The following is a 13400-nucleotide window of genomic DNA, read 5'->3' on the forward strand; positions in this document are numbered from 1 at the left end:
CTCCTCTCATCGCGTGCGTTCGAAGACCGACGGGCACAGCGTGCGCACCGGCAGGCCCAGGCCGTGCAGGCTCTCGGCGTGGCCGATGAACAGCAGCCCGCCCGTCACCAGGCGCTGCAGCAGCCGGGCGAGCATGCCGCGCTTTTCCTCGGCGCCGAAGTAGATCAGCACGTTGCGCAGGAAGATGACCTCGAAGGGGCCGACGTCCGCCGGCAGTTCGCGGGCCAGGTTCAGTTCGGCGAAGGCCACCCGCTCGCGCAGGTGCGCGCCGATGCGGAAGTTGCCGGCGCTTTCGCCGATGCCGCGCTGGCAGTGGCGTTCCAGCCAGCCCCGCGGCAGGTGGGCCGCCTGTTCCATCGGGTAGATGGCGCGCCGCGCCTTCTCCAGCACCCGCAGGCTGAGGTCGGTGGCCAGGATGGACCAGTCCGCCGCGCCGCGCTCGGCCAGGGTCATGGCCATGCTGAAGGCTTCCTGCCCCGAGGAGGCGGCGGCGCTCCACAGCCGCAGCGGCCGGCGCCGGCGCGCGGCCCAGTCGCCGAGTACCTCGAAGTGCTGCGGCTCGCGGAAGAAGAAGGTCTCGTTGGTGGTGAGCAGGTCCACCACCAGGCGCCGCTCGGCGGCCTCGGCCGGCTGCGCCAGCAGGCGCAGGTAGGCGCCGTAGTCGGGCTGCCCGCGCGCCCGCAGGCGGCACATCAGGCGGCCGGCCATCAGGGTGCGTTTCTGTTCGCCCATGCGGATGCCCGAGGCCTGCTGCATCAGGCGCTGCAGGCGGCGGAAGTCCTCGTCGCCCAGGCGCGGCAGGTTGCGCGTGGGCATCAGCCGGCCTGCGCGGCCAGGCCGAGCTGGCGGATGTCGTCCAGCGACAGCGCGCGGCGCACGTCGAGGACGATGGTGAAGCCCGCCTCGTCGCGCGCCATGCCGGCGATGAACTCGGTGCGGATGCCGGCGCCGAACGGCGGCGCCGGCTCAATGCTGGCGGCCTCGATGTCCAGCACGGCGTCCACGGCGTCCACCACCAGCCCGGTGCGCTGCTGGCTGTCGCCCAGGTCGAGTTCGATGATGACGATGCAGGTGCGCTTGTCCGGCACGCTCAGCGACATGCCGAAGCGGGCGGCCAGGTCCAGCACCGGCACCACGTTGCCGCGCAGGTTGATCACGCCGTGGATGAAGCCGGGCATCATCGGCACCGCGGTGACCTGGCCGTATTCGATGATCTCGCGCACCAGTTCGATGGGCAGCGCGTAGCGCGCCTGGCGCACGCGGAACGACAGGTGCTGTACCGCGCCGGGCGCCGTGCTCTGCAGGTTGTCCATGCTCGCTTTCCTCAGTCGAAGCTGACGAACTGGCCCTCGTCCACCCGCGCGGCGGCCGCCTTGCGCATCGGTCGATGGGGTTCGCGCGGGGTGCCGGCGACGCTGCTGCGGTAGGGCGCGTGGGCGCGGGCCTGCTCGTCGAAGCGGAAGTAGCCGATCAGCTCCAGCAACTGGCTGGCCTGGGCGTTCATTTCCTCGGCGGTGGCGGCCAGCTCCTCGGAGGCCGAGGCGTTCTGCTGGGTGATCTGGTTCATCTGGCCCATGGCGATGTTGATCTGCCCGGCGGCGGCGCTCTGTTCCTGGGACGCGGCGGTGATCTCCTGGACCAGGTCGGAGGTCTTCTGGATGTTGGGCACTATCTCGTCGAGCAGGTGGCCGGCCTGTTCGGCCAGCTGCACGCTGCTGCCGGCCACGCCGCCGATCTCCTGCGCGGCCACCTGGCTGCGCTCGGCCAGCTTGCGCACCTCGGCTGCCACCACCGCGAAGCCCTTGCCGTGGTCGCCGGCGCGGGCCGCTTCGATGGCGGCGTTGAGGGCCAGCAGGTTGGTCTGGTAGGCGATGTCGTCGATGATGCCGATCTTGTCGGCGATCTGCTTCATGGCCTGGACCATCTCGCGCACCGCGCGGCCGCCGTCCACCGCGTCGCTGGCGGCCTTGCCGGCGATGCCGTCGGTGACCTGGGCGCTCTCGGTGTTCTGCGCGATGGAGGCGGACATCTGTTCCACCGAGGCGGTGGTTTCCTCGACGCTGGCGGCCTGCTCGGTGGCCGCCTGGCTGAGGGACTGGGAGGTGGCGCTGACTTCCTCGGAGGCCGAGGAGAGGGCGTCGGCGGCGCCGCGCACGTCGCCCATGACGTTGCGCAGGCGCTCGGCCAGGTGGCCCATGGAGCCCAGCAGGCGGCCGGTCTCGTCCGCGCTGTCGACCTCCACGCGCACGCCCAGGTCGCCCTCGGCGAGGCTGTTGGCCACGCCCATGGCGCGGTTGAGCGGGCGCACGATGCTGCGCGTGACCAGGATGCCGATGGCGAAGCCCAGGCCGGCGGCGACCAGCACCAGCACGATCATCTGCAGGCGCGAGGCGAGGTAGATGTCGGTGATGCTGTCGTTGGCCTGGCGGGCGCGGAGTTTCTTCTGCTCCACCAGCGCGCTCATGTTGTCGTCGGCGGCGTTGCTCAGCTGGCGCAGCTTCGGCAGCAGGGCGCTGGCCTCGCTGCCTTCGTCGAGGCGGCCGCTGGCCTTGTTCAGGTCGAGGATGTGCAGGGCGGTCTTCTCGTACTCCGCCAGTTGCTGGTCCAGCTGCGCCAGGCGCGCCTTGGCTTCGTCGCTGACGAAGCTGGCGCGGGCCGCCTCCAGGTTGTCGTGCAGGGTCTTGATGGCCTGGGGCACCTGGGCCATGGTCGCGTCGCGTTCCTCGACGCTGGCGGCCAGCAGCGAGCTGCGCAGGTGGCGGCCGATGTACACCAGGTTGAGGTTGGCCACCTGCATGGCGTCGAGGGCGAGCATCTCGCGGTTGTACATCTGGTCGGAGAGGTCGTTGACCTTGCTCAGGTTGAAAATGCCCAGCGCGCCCACCGCGGTGGTCAGGGCCACCACCAGGGAGAAGCCGGCGATCAGGCGGATGCCGATCCGGAGGTTACGGATGAATTTCATGGGGTGTCTCCTGCGCACCGGCGGCTTGCGGGTGCCTGTGGCTCTGCTGTGGATCGCTGTCCACGGGGTGGTGCGTCGGCTGTTCGTCGAGGCTGGCGAAAAGCGTGGCGATATCGAGGATCAGGGCGACCTGGCCGGAGCCGAGGATGGTCGAGCCGGCGATGCCCTGCAGGTGCTGGAACAGCGGGCCAAGCGGCTTGATCACCGTCTGCAGCTCGCCGTGCAGGTGGTCGACCACGAGCCCGGCCTGCTGCCGGCCGTGGCTGACCACCACTATGTTGCGGCGCCCGCCGCGGCTGCCCGGCAGGCCGAAGTGCGCGGCCAGGTCGATGCACGGCAGCGGCCGGCCGCGCAGGTCGATGTAGCCGCAGGCGCCGTCGCTGGCGTGGGGCGGCAGCTCCATGCATTCGGTCACCAGGCCCAGCGGCACCACGAACTGTTCGTCGCCCAGGCTCACCTGGAAGCCGTCGATGATCGCCAGGGTCAGCGGCAGGCGGATGCGGAAGGTGCTGCCCTGGCCTGCGCGCGAGTCGATCTCGATGCTGCCGCGCAGCGCTTCGATGGCGCTGCGCACCACGTCCATGCCCACGCCGCGGCCGGACAGGTCCGAGACGCTGTCGGCGGTGGAGAAGCCGGCGGCGAAGATCAGCCGCTGCAGCTCCTGCTCGCCGAGGGTGGCGCCGGCCTCGATCAGGCCCCGCTCGATGGCCTTGGCGCGGATGCGCCGGGTGTCCAGGCCGCGCCCGTCGTCGCTGACTTCGATAACCACCGTGCCCGACTCGTGGAAGGCGTTCAGGCGCAGCAGGCCCTCGGGCGCCTTGCCCGCCTCGATGCGCTGCCCGGCCGGCTCGATGCCGTGGTCCATGGCGTTGCGCACCAGGTGGGTGAGCGGGTCGGCCAGCTTGTCGATCACCGACTTGTCCAGCTCGGTGTCGGCGCCGTGGATCTCCAGGCGGATGCGCTTGTCCAGTTGCTGGCTGACGTCGCGCACCACGCGGTGGAAGCGCGAGAAGGTCTCGCCGATCTCGACCATGCGCAGCTTCAGCGCCGCCTCGCGGATCAGCTCCACGTGGCGGTTGACCGTCTGCGCGCTTTCGCTGCTGGCGCTGTCGCCGCTGGCGCGGGCGTGCAGTTGGGCGGCGGCCGCGCTGATCACCAGTTCGCCCACCAGGTTGATCAGCTCGTCGAGCTTGTGCGCGGCGACGCGGATCAGGCTGCTTTCCGGGGCGCGCTCGCGGGCCTTCTGCTGTTGCGCCAGGGCGGCGTTCACCGCCTGCGCCGGCACCAGCCCCTGGTCCACCAGCACGCTGCCCAGGGCGGGCTTGAGCGCGTCGCTGTGCTGCGCCTGCAACGCCAGGCCGCGGGCCAGGTCCTGCTCGTCGAGCAGGCCGCTGGCGACCAGGATGGCGCCGATGCGCTCGTCGCTTTCCGGCAGCTCGCGCATCAGCGCCAGGTAGTCGTCCACCTGGCTGCCCGGCGGCAGGAGGCGCAGGCTGCAGAAATCGCGGATGAATTCGAAGGCTTCCTCGATGGCGGCGCGTTCCGCCGAGGTGCACAGGGCAATCTCCAGGCCCAGGTAGCAGCGCTCGGCGTCGAGTTCTTCCAGCGCCGGCACGGCGTCGTCGATCAGGTGCAGGCAGAGCACTTCGCCCAAGCGGCCGAGGTAGCGCACGAAGGTGGCGGGGTCGAAGCCGTTGCGCAGCAGCTCGCCGTCGAAGCGCAGCGAGATGTGCCAGGCGCCTTGCGCCTCGCAGCTGGCGCAGGCGTCCAGGCGGCCGCGGGCCGGGCAGTCGATGGCTTGCGTGGGGATCAGTTCCGGCTCGTTGCCGGTCAGTGCGGCCAGGGCGTCTAGCAGTTCGCGCTGGTGCGCCGCGTCCACCGGCAGCTCGCCGCTGGCCGGGTCGATCAGCGCGACCATCGAGGTGATCTCGTCCAGGCAGCGCAGCATCAGCGAGACCAGCTCGGCGGTCAGCGCGCGCTCACCGTCGCGCACGGCCATCAGCAGGTTTTCCAGGTGGTGGGTGAAGTTCACCAGCGGCAGCAGCGAGAACAGTCCGGCCGAGCCCTTGAGGGTGTGCATGGCGCGGAACAGGCGGGTGATGGCTTCGCCGTCGGCCGGGTTGCGCTCCAGTTCCAGCAGGCATTCCTCGGCCTGCCGGGCCAGGTCGCGGGCTTCTTCGATGAAGCCGCGCAGCAGTTCGCTCCATTGTTCGCCGTCGAGCATGGCATCAGGCCTCGGGCTGGGCCGCTGCGGCGGCATAGGGCAGGGCGGCGTGCAGCCGCAACAGGTCGACCAGTTCGCGCACCGCCTCGCTGGGCGCGTGCAGCGCCAGTACGGCGCCGTGGCGCTGCAGTTGCGTGCGCAGCGCCAGCAGCAGTTGCACGCCGGCGGTATCGATCTCGTCGAGGCAGGACAGGTCCAGCGGCCATTGCCCGGCCACTTCCAGGCGGGTGCCGGCGACCGCCTCGCGCAGGGCGGCGCAGGCCTGGCCCACCTCGTAGATGGTCAGGCTGCCGGCCAGCGCCAGGGGGCGGCCGGGCTCGTCGCAAAGGTGCAGCATCTCAGCCCACCAGCCGGTCCACGGCGGCCAGCAGCTGGGCCGGCTGGAACGGCTTGACGATCCAGGCGCGGGCGCCGGCGGCCTGGCCTTCGGCCTTCTTGCCCTGTTCGCTTTCGGTGGTGAGCATGACGATGGGCGTGAAGCGGTACTCGGGGCGCGCCTTCAGCGCCTTGACCAGGCCGATGCCGTCGAGGTTGGGCATGTTCAGGTCGCTGATGACCAGGTGCACCTTCTGGCCGCCGAGCTTGGCCAGGGCGTCGCGGCCGTCGACGGCCTCGATGACCTGGTGGCCGGCGCCGGCGAGGGTCATCTTGACCAGTTGGCGCATGGACGTGGAGTCGTCGACGATGAGAATGGTCTTGGCCATGTTGGGCTCCGGGGCGATCAGAAGAAGGTGACGTCCGAGGCGGCGCCGCGGCTCGCCGGGCGGGCGCTGCGTTCCTCGTCGGTGGTGAACTGGCGGCGCATCTCGCCGAGCCAGCGTTGCGGCTGGGCGAGGGCGGCATCGCTGCTGGCGACGGCCTGGTGCAGGCGGCCGATGTCGCCCTGCAGGTGGTCGAGGATCTGGTCGCTGCGGTCCTGGAACTGCAGGCCGACGATGATTTCCTGGATGTCCGCCTGGGTGACGCGGGTGTCGTGCTGCAACTCGCCGGCGCTGGCGCTGAGCGCTTCGAGGTTGCGCGAGAGGTTCCGCAGGATGTCGGCGGCGACGCCGTCCAGGTAGTCGAGGTTGTCTTCCTCGCGGCTGGACAGCTCCTGCGCCGCGGTGACGGTGGCGTGGATGGCCTGGTTGATCTCGCCGACCTTCTCGACCATGCGCTGGCCGGTCTCGGCCGAGAGCCTGGACAGCTTGCGCACCTCGTCGGCCACCACCGAGAAGCCGCGGCCATATTCCCCGGCGCGGGCGGCCTCGATGGCGGCGTTGAGGGCCAGCAGGTTGGTCTGGCTGGCAATGTCCTGCACGTGCTTGGACATGCCCTGCAGCTCGCTGGCGTAGCCGCTGAGGTTGCCGATGGTGGCCAGCAGCTCGTTCTTGCGCACGCTGGCGGCGTGGAAGGCCTCGGTGACTTCGTGCAGGCGCTGCTGGGCCTGGCGCAGGTCGTGGCTCAGGCCTTCGCCGCCGGTGACGCTCTCGGAGCGGGCCAGTGTCTGCTGCAGGCGCTCGGCCAGGGCGGCGAAGCGCGCGAACAGCTCGCCGACGTTGCCGGCCAGCAGCTTGCGCACCTGCTCCAGGTTCTGCTGCCAGGCCGGCAGCACGGCGTGCAGCAGGGGCTGGCAATCGACGGCGGCAGGGGCCTCGGCGGCCGGCGCGGGAAGCTCGGCCGGCAGTTGTGCGCGGGGGCGCAGGACGATGCCTGCGGCGCCGGCCATGGCCAGCCCGGCCGCGGCCAGCCATGGCTGGGCGAAACCCAGGCCGGCGAGGCCCAGGGCGATTCCTGTCCAGAAGATCGAATAGGCGAACACGGCGGCGCTCACGCAGTGGGAGATATGGCTGCGAACGATAGGGCCGGCGCGGTGGCGCGAAAATCGGGGAAACCCCTACGGGCCCCTAGGGGGAGGTGAGGGCGGGGCGTAGGGGGCCATTTCAAGAGCCCCTCACCCTAACCCTCTCCCGCAAGCGGGAGAGGGGACCGTTGGGCAGGAACGGGCATTACGGCGTCAGCCGGCGGCTCCAGCGTTGCCGACTGGCATCGAATCCTCTCCCGGCACGGACTGGCCCCCTTCAGGACGGGAGTCTCAGCCACGTAGGGCGAATAACCGTTCGCGGTTATCCGCCGTTTGACCATGGCCGAATCCCCCTCGGAGGTGAGCTGGAAACGCCACCCCGCATCGCCGGAAAACGCCAACGCATCATGCGCCACGAAAAAAAGGGCCCACCTCACGGAACAACGAGGTGGGCCCCGAAAAGTGCCAGACAGGCACGCGGGAGGGATCCGTCCCTGGATCGGGTAAATCAGGCCCGCAGGCGGCACTCGCGGCGCGGGTCGAACAGGCGCTCGCAGCGCTGGCCGGTGGCGGCGCTCATCCGCGCGGCGGCCTCGGGGTCGTCGGCGAAGGGCAGCAGCGCCGCCTGCTGCAGGTCGTGGCGGCTGGCGCGGCGCAGGTGCAGGCAGGGGGCGACGGCCACGACCAGCAGCGTGGCCAGGGCGAGCAGCAGTTGCATGGCGGGGTTCCTCAGGCGGCGCTGGCGATGGGCATGCGGTCGATGCGCTGGCCGGCGCGCACGGTCAGCCAGGTGTTGCCGGCCATCAGGAACATGCCGCTGGCGAACAGGGCGCCGCCGAACAGCCGCACCATGTAGCCGGGGTGGCTGGCCTGCAGGGCTTCGACGAAGGAGTAGGTGAGGGTGCCGTCGGCGTTGACCGCACGCCACATCAGGCCCTGGGTGATGCCGTTGACCCACATCGAGGCGATGTAGAGCACGGTGCCGATGGTGGCCAGCCAGAAGTGCGCGTTGATCAGCCCGACGCTGTACATCCGCTCGCGGCCGTAGAGCTTGGGGATCATGTGGTACAGCGCGCCGATGGAGATCATCGCCACCCAGCCGAGGGCGCCCGCGTGTACGTGGCCGATGGTCCAGTCGGTGTAGTGGGACAGCGAGTTCACCGTCTTGATGGCCATCATCGGGCCTTCGAAGGTGGACATACCGTAGAACGCCAGGGACACCACCAGGAAGCGCAGGATGGGGTCGGTGCGCAGCTTATGCCAGGCGCCGGAGAGGGTCATCATGCCGTTGATCATGCCGCCCCAGCTCGGGGCCAGGAGGATCAGCGACATCACCATGCCCAGGGACTGCGCCCAGTCGGGCAGGGCGGTGTAGTGCAGGTGGTGCGGGCCGGCCCAGATGTACAGGGTGATGATCGCCCAGAAATGCACGATGGACAGGCGGTAGGAGTACACCGGCCGCTCGGCCTGGCGCGGCACGTAGTAGTACATCATGCCGAGGAAGCCCACCGAGAGGATGAAACCGACCACGCTGTGGCCGTACCACCACTGGATCATGGCGTCGGTGGCGCCGGAGTAGATCGGGTAGGACTTCAGCAGGCTGACCGGGCGCGCCAGGTGGTTGACCACGTGGACCATGCCGGTGACCACGATGAAGGCGCCGTAGAACCAGTTGCCCACATAGATGTGCTGCACCTTGCGGCGGGCGATGGTGCCGAAGAACAGGTAGGCGTAGGCGATCCACACCACGGTGACCCAGAGCGCGATGGGCCACTCCATCTCGGCGTATTCCTTGGAGGTGGTGATGCCCAGCGGGTAGCTCGCCAGCATCGCCAGGATGCTCGCCTGCCAGCCCCAGAACACGAAGTTGGCCAGGCTGTCGGAGACCAGGCGCACCCGGCAGGTGCGCTGCACTACGTAGAAGGAGGTGGCGAACAGCGCGCTGCCGCCGAAGGCGAAGATCACCAGGTTGGTGTGGATCGGGCGGATGCGCCCGAAGCTGGTCCAGGGCAGGCCGAGGTTGAGTTCCGGCCACACCAGCTGGGCGGCGATCACCACGCCCATGCTCATGCCCAGCACGCCCCAGAACAGGGTGGTGAGGGTGAAACGGCGGACGATCTCGTAGTTATAGGTGTCGTTCTTGTCGAGGGCTTGTACGCTGGCCATCTTGGAGTTCCGTCGAAATGCGCGGTGACTGGCTGCTCCCCCCACTGCACGGGGAACGTGGCAGCGGGTGCAAGACCCTGGTCGGAGTGGGGGGCCAGAACCTTTGCAGGGAGCCGATACAGTCTGCGGAACGTCAAGGCATGCAACAAATTAATAATAATGAAGGCTGAATAAACTTATTTTGATATGAACGCTGCGACCGTCGCCCGCGCGACCCTTTGCCGCAGGCGGGCATGGGCAAGGAAAGCGTGGCTTGCAGGGGGTAGATCCGGTTTTTCGAATACGGCTTACATATTCATTTTAATGAACTAATCGGCCATTAAATTTCATTTAAATTCAGTTAAGCCCAAGGCCTACCATTGTCCTGTCGCCGCTCTGCCTTGCGGCTTCAGGAGTACCGCCATGCCTCATCCCGCGCTGAACACCCCCCTGGTCGAACTCTTGGGTTGCCGGGTGCCTATCATCTGCGCCGGAATGGGCGGCGTGGCACGCCATGAACTGGTCGCGGCGGTGAGCAACGCCGGCGGCTTCGGCTGCCTGGGCATGGTGCGCGAGCCGGTGGCGCTGATCCGCCGCGAGGTGGCGGCCTACCGCGAGCTCAGCCACGAACCCTTCGCCGTCAACCTGATCCCCGCGGCCACTCCCGCCGACTTGCTGGAGGCGCAGGTGGCCGTCTGTCTGGAACTGCGGGTGCCGGCGGTGGCGCTGTTCTGGGACGTGCGGGCCGACGTGGTCCGCCGCTTCAAGGACGCCGGCATGCTGGTGCTGCACCAGGTGGGTAACCGCGCCGATGCCGAGGCCGCGCTGCGCGCCGGGGTGGACGTGCTGATCGCCCAGGGCGTGGAAGCCGGCGGGCACGTGCGCGGCCAGGTTTCCACCTTCGCGCTGGTGCCGGAGCTGGTGGCCCTGGGCGAGGTGCCGGTGGTGGCCTGCGGCGGCATCGCCAGCGGCGCCGCCATCGCCGCGGCGCTGGCCCTGGGCGCCCAGGGCGTGGCCTGCGGCTCGGCCTTCCTCGCCACCGACGAGTCCTACGCCCACGACTACCACAAGCGCTGCCTGGTCGAGGCCGAGGCGGAGCAGACGCTGCTGACCGAGGCCTTCTTCCGCAACTGGCCGATGCCGGCGCCGGTGCGCGTGCTGCCCAACGCGGTGACCCGCGGCGACTACGCGAACCTGCACGAGCGCCGCGAGACGCCGGTGATCGGTGAGCAGGACGGTGGCCCCATCTACCTGTTCTCCACCGACTCGCCGTTGCGCGGCGCCTATGGCCGCCTGGAGGACATGCCGATCTACGCCGGCCAGTCCTGCGCCCAGCTGCACGACATCCGCCCGGCCGCCGAGCGCCTGGCGCAGCTGGTGGCGGAAGCCGATGCCAGCCTGGCGCGCCTGCAGGGCGGCGACGAAGACGCCGACCTCGTCGACTGGCTGCAGGAACTGCTGAGCGCCGAGCGCGCCGGCGCCCGGGTGATGCTCGACAGCGCCCGGCAGACCGAGGACCCACAACTTCTGGAGCGCCTGCACGCGCTGCACCAGGGCGAGGCGGAAAGCTGCCGCCGCCTGCGCCGCAGCCTGCAGCGCCTGGGCGCCGAGCCCGGACGCGAGTTGGGCGCCTTCCATGCCAAGGCCATGGCCATCGAGGAGATGGCCGAGCGCCTGCGCTTCGTCGCCCGCGGCCAGCGCTGGGTGGCGCGGCGCCTCGCCCAGCGCCTGCCGCGCATTCGCCAGGCCTGGCTGCGCGAGGAACTGCGCGCGGTCCTGCGCCTGCACCGCGACGATGCCTGAGCACCAACGGATATCTAGAAAACACAAGGGAAACACCATGCCTTCCGAGCTCTCCACCTCCCGCCCGACCCCGGCGGCTGCCGACAGCCGCGCTCAGCGTTTCGCCCGCTCGCTACTCGAGCAGGCCGGCCTGGGCCTGGACGGCCACCAGCCCTGGGACATGCGCCTGAACCACCCCGGCGTGCCGCAACGCGCCCTGGCCCAGGGCAACCTCGGCCTCGGCGAGGCCTACATGGACGGCGACTGGGACTGCGACCAACTCGACGAGTTCTTCGCCCGCCTGCTGCGCAGCGGGGTGGTCGACCAGGTCAGCCCGGCCTCGCTGATCTTCCACGCCCTGCAGGCGCGCCTGTGCAATCTGCAGACGGCGAACCGCGCCTGGGCGGTGGGGGAGCGCCACTACGACCTGGGCAACGACTTCTACGCCGCCATGCTCGACCCGCGCATGACCTACACCTGCGGCTACTGGAAGGACGCCGAGGACCTGGCCCAGGCCCAGGAGGCCAAGCTCGACCTGGTGTGCCGCAAGCTCGACCTGCGCCCGGGCATGCGCGTGCTGGACATCGGCTGCGGCTGGGGCAGCTTCATGGCCTTCGCCGCCGAGCGCTACGGCGTGGAATGCGTGGGCGTGACCATCTCCCGCGAGCAGTGCGAATGGGCGCGCAAGCGCTACGCCGGGCTGCCGCTGGAGTTCCGCCTGCTGGACTACCGCGACCTCGACGAGCGCTTCGAACGCATCGTCAGCATCGGCATGTTCGAGCACGTCGGGCGCAAGAACCACCGCACCTTCATGGAAGTCGCGGCGCGCTGCCTGGACGACGACGGCCTGTTCCTGCTGCACACCATCGGCAAGAACCAGCGCCGCAGCGTGCCGGACCGCTGGATCGACAAATACATCTTCCCCAACGGCGACCTGCCCTCCATCGGCCAGATCGGCGACGCCGCCGACGGCCTGCTGGTGGTGGAAGACCTGCACAACTTCGGCGCCGACTACGACCGCACGCTGATGGCCTGGGCGCGCAACTTCGAGGCCAGCTGGCCGCGCTTCGCCGAGGAACTGGGCGAGCGCTTCTACCGCATGTGGCGCTACTACCTGCTGTCCTGCGCGGGGGCCTTCCGGGCGAGGGATATCCAGCTGTGGCAGTGGGTGCTGTCGCGGCGCGGGGTGTTGGGTGGGTATCGGCGGGTGAGCTGAGCTTCCGTCCTGTAGGAGCGAGCTTGCTCGCGAACGGGGTTTCCAGGGACTTCGGCGCCAAGACCGAGAGCGCCCTCTCCCTAACCCTCTCCCTGAAGGGAGAGGGGACCGTTCGGTGTGCGCTGGTGTTTCCGTGTCAGCCGATATGCGCCGGCGTAAACCAATTCTTCCAGCAGGCAGACAAGCCCCCTCTCCCTTCAGGGAGAGGGCGGGGGGAGAGGGTTGCGGACCTTCACCCAACACCACTCCCCACCGGAAAAAACCACCGTCATTCCCCCAGCAGTCCCCCCACCCTGGTTTAGAATGCCGCCACCCGCCCCCCAGCCCCGCCCCACAGCATGGACATCGACCTCACCCGCACCTTCCTGGAAATCGCCCGCCACGGCAGCTTCGTCGCCGCCGCCGAGCGCATGCACGTCACCCAGACGGCCATCACCGCGCGCATCCAGAAGCTGGAAAGCCACCTCAACTGCAAGCTGTTCGTGCGCAACCGCGCTGGCGCGCGCCTGACCGCCGACGGCGAGGCTTTCATCATCTACGCCAACCAGATGCTGCAGACCTGGGAAGCCGCGCAGCGCGACCTGCCGCTGCCCGAGGGCGTGGACAACGTGCTGCACATCGGCGGCGAGGTGAGCCTGTGCAATCCGCTGATGCTGCGCTGGGTCAGCCGCATCCGGCAGACCATCGACAGCTACGCGGTGCGCGCCGAGATCGGCAGCGGCGAGGCCCTGCTGCGCCAGCTGGAGCTGGGCGTGCTGGACGCCGCCCTGGTGTACCAGCCGCACTACTGGCCGGGCATGCAGGTGGAGCAGTTGCTGGAAGAGAAGCTCATCCTGGTGCGCGCCAAGAACCCCGAGCCCTACGTGTACATCGACTGGGGCGAGGGCTTCCGCCAGCAGCACGACAGCGCTTTGCCGGACAAGGCCCGCGCGCCGGTGGCCTTCAACCTCGGGCCGCTGGCGCTGCAGTACATCCTGGAGAACGGCGGCTCGGGCTACTTCCGCACGCGGGTGGTGCAGAGCTACCTCGACAAGGGCGTACTGCGCCGCGTGCCGCGGGCCCCGGAGTTCAGCTACCCGACCTACCTGGTGTATTCCCGCGAGCGTGATTCGGCGCAGTTGCAGCAGGCCTTCGCGCTGCTGCGCGAGCTGGTGCGCGAGGACCCGGACTGGTCGCAGCGCTGGGACCCGACGCTCTGACGGGGCACGGGGCTACACTGCCCAACGGCTAGTCTGTTTCCGCCGGGCGCGCCAACCTTCAGCGCCTCGGGAGGCCAGGCAAGGGCGGC

Annotated in this window: 12 protein-coding genes; 3 read left to right on the forward strand and 9 right to left on the reverse strand. The window is 69.5% G+C overall.

Annotated features, from left to right (window positions below; all coding sequences use genetic code 11):
- Nucleotides 1-6: 6 nt before the first annotated feature.
- The 9 genes from IG194_RS28530 to ccoN form a co-directional block, all read right to left on the reverse strand.
- Nucleotides 7-816 carry a CheR family methyltransferase gene (locus tag IG194_RS28530; RefSeq protein WP_043272606.1) on the reverse strand — a complete coding sequence of 270 codons (810 nt, stop codon included), beginning with the start codon at nt 814-816 and terminating at the stop codon, nt 7-9.
- Nucleotides 816-1313, reverse strand: coding sequence for a chemotaxis protein CheW (locus IG194_RS28535; RefSeq protein ID WP_058489490.1), 498 nt, complete (start codon nt 1311-1313; stop codon nt 816-818). Before IG194_RS28535 ends, IG194_RS28530 begins: the two co-directional genes overlap by 1 nt.
- A gap of 11 nt (nt 1314-1324) precedes the next feature.
- Nucleotides 1325-2962 carry a methyl-accepting chemotaxis protein gene (locus tag IG194_RS28540; protein ID WP_058489491.1) on the reverse strand — a complete coding sequence of 546 codons (1638 nt, stop codon included), beginning with the start codon at nt 2960-2962 and terminating at the stop codon, nt 1325-1327.
- Nucleotides 2946-5186, reverse strand: a complete 2241-nt coding sequence (locus tag IG194_RS28545) for a chemotaxis protein CheA (RefSeq protein WP_082996282.1) — start codon at nt 5184-5186, stop codon at nt 2946-2948. The genes IG194_RS28540 and IG194_RS28545 overlap by 17 nt, the downstream gene beginning before the upstream one ends.
- Nucleotides 5187-5190: 4 nt before the next feature.
- Nucleotides 5191-5523, reverse strand: a complete 333-nt coding sequence (locus IG194_RS28550; RefSeq protein WP_058489492.1) for a lipid asymmetry maintenance protein MlaB — start codon at nt 5521-5523, stop codon at nt 5191-5193.
- Between the two features lies 1 nt (nt 5524).
- Nucleotides 5525-5890 carry a response regulator gene (locus IG194_RS28555; RefSeq protein ID WP_009620233.1) on the reverse strand — a complete coding sequence of 122 codons (366 nt, stop codon included), beginning with the start codon at nt 5888-5890 and terminating at the stop codon, nt 5525-5527.
- A gap of 17 nt (nt 5891-5907) precedes the next feature.
- Nucleotides 5908-6894 carry a methyl-accepting chemotaxis protein gene (locus IG194_RS28560; RefSeq protein ID WP_412536106.1) on the reverse strand — a complete coding sequence of 329 codons (987 nt, stop codon included), beginning with the start codon at nt 6892-6894 and terminating at the stop codon, nt 5908-5910.
- A gap of 583 nt (nt 6895-7477) precedes the next feature.
- Nucleotides 7478-7687, reverse strand: coding sequence for a hypothetical protein (locus tag IG194_RS28565; RefSeq protein ID WP_058489494.1), 210 nt, complete (start codon nt 7685-7687; stop codon nt 7478-7480).
- An 11-nt stretch (nt 7688-7698) separates the two neighbouring features.
- Nucleotides 7699-9135 carry a cytochrome-c oxidase, cbb3-type subunit I gene (gene ccoN / locus IG194_RS28570; protein ID WP_009620238.1) on the reverse strand — a complete coding sequence of 479 codons (1437 nt, stop codon included), beginning with the start codon at nt 9133-9135 and terminating at the stop codon, nt 7699-7701.
- A gap of 402 nt (nt 9136-9537) precedes the next feature.
- Here ccoN and IG194_RS28575 point away from each other — a divergent pair, with 402 nt between their 5' ends.
- The 3 genes from IG194_RS28575 (at nt 9538) to IG194_RS28585 (ending at nt 13311) form a co-directional block, all read left to right on the forward strand.
- Nucleotides 9538-10917: a nitronate monooxygenase gene (locus tag IG194_RS28575; protein WP_058489495.1), complete on the forward strand. Its 1380-nt coding sequence runs from the start codon at nt 9538-9540 to the stop codon at nt 10915-10917.
- Nucleotides 10918-10954: 37 nt separating this feature from the next.
- Nucleotides 10955-12112, forward strand: a complete 1158-nt coding sequence (gene cfa / locus IG194_RS28580) for a cyclopropane fatty acyl phospholipid synthase (RefSeq protein ID WP_058489496.1) — start codon at nt 10955-10957, stop codon at nt 12110-12112.
- A 338-nt stretch (nt 12113-12450) separates the two neighbouring features.
- Nucleotides 12451-13311: a LysR family transcriptional regulator gene (locus IG194_RS28585; RefSeq protein ID WP_043272614.1), complete on the forward strand. Its 861-nt coding sequence runs from the start codon at nt 12451-12453 to the stop codon at nt 13309-13311.
- Nucleotides 13312-13400: the final 89 nt, after the last annotated feature.

The sequence above is a fragment of the Pseudomonas sp. ADPe genome, from assembly GCF_014843515.1.
GTDB classification, from domain to species: domain Bacteria; phylum Pseudomonadota; class Gammaproteobacteria; order Pseudomonadales; family Pseudomonadaceae; genus Pseudomonas; species Pseudomonas citronellolis.

Coding starts and splice junctions, on each gene's coding strand:
- IG194_RS28530 (WP_043272606.1), bottom strand. CDS start 816: ATGCCCACGCGCAACCTGCCGCGCCTGGGCGACGAGGACTTCCGCCGC.
- IG194_RS28555 (WP_009620233.1), bottom strand. CDS start 5,890: ATGGCCAAGACCATTCTCATCGTCGACGACTCCACGTCCATGCGCCAA.
- ccoN (WP_009620238.1), bottom strand. CDS start 9,135: ATGGCCAGCGTACAAGCCCTCGACAAGAACGACACCTATAACTACGAG.
- IG194_RS28540 (WP_058489491.1), bottom strand. CDS start 2,962: ATGAAATTCATCCGTAACCTCCGGATCGGCATCCGCCTGATCGCCGGC.
- IG194_RS28575 (WP_058489495.1), top strand. CDS start 9,538: ATGCCTCATCCCGCGCTGAACACCCCCCTGGTCGAACTCTTGGGTTGC.
- IG194_RS28535 (WP_058489490.1), bottom strand. CDS start 1,313: ATGGACAACCTGCAGAGCACGGCGCCCGGCGCGGTACAGCACCTGTCG.
- cfa (WP_058489496.1), top strand. CDS start 10,955: ATGCCTTCCGAGCTCTCCACCTCCCGCCCGACCCCGGCGGCTGCCGAC.
- IG194_RS28560 (WP_412536106.1), bottom strand. CDS start 6,894: ATGGCCGGCGCCGCAGGCATCGTCCTGCGCCCCCGCGCACAACTGCCG.
- IG194_RS28585 (WP_043272614.1), top strand. CDS start 12,451: ATGGACATCGACCTCACCCGCACCTTCCTGGAAATCGCCCGCCACGGC.
- IG194_RS28545 (WP_082996282.1), bottom strand. CDS start 5,186: ATGCTCGACGGCGAACAATGGAGCGAACTGCTGCGCGGCTTCATCGAA.
- IG194_RS28550 (WP_058489492.1), bottom strand. CDS start 5,523: ATGCTGCACCTTTGCGACGAGCCCGGCCGCCCCCTGGCGCTGGCCGGC.
- IG194_RS28565 (WP_058489494.1), bottom strand. CDS start 7,687: ATGCAACTGCTGCTCGCCCTGGCCACGCTGCTGGTCGTGGCCGTCGCC.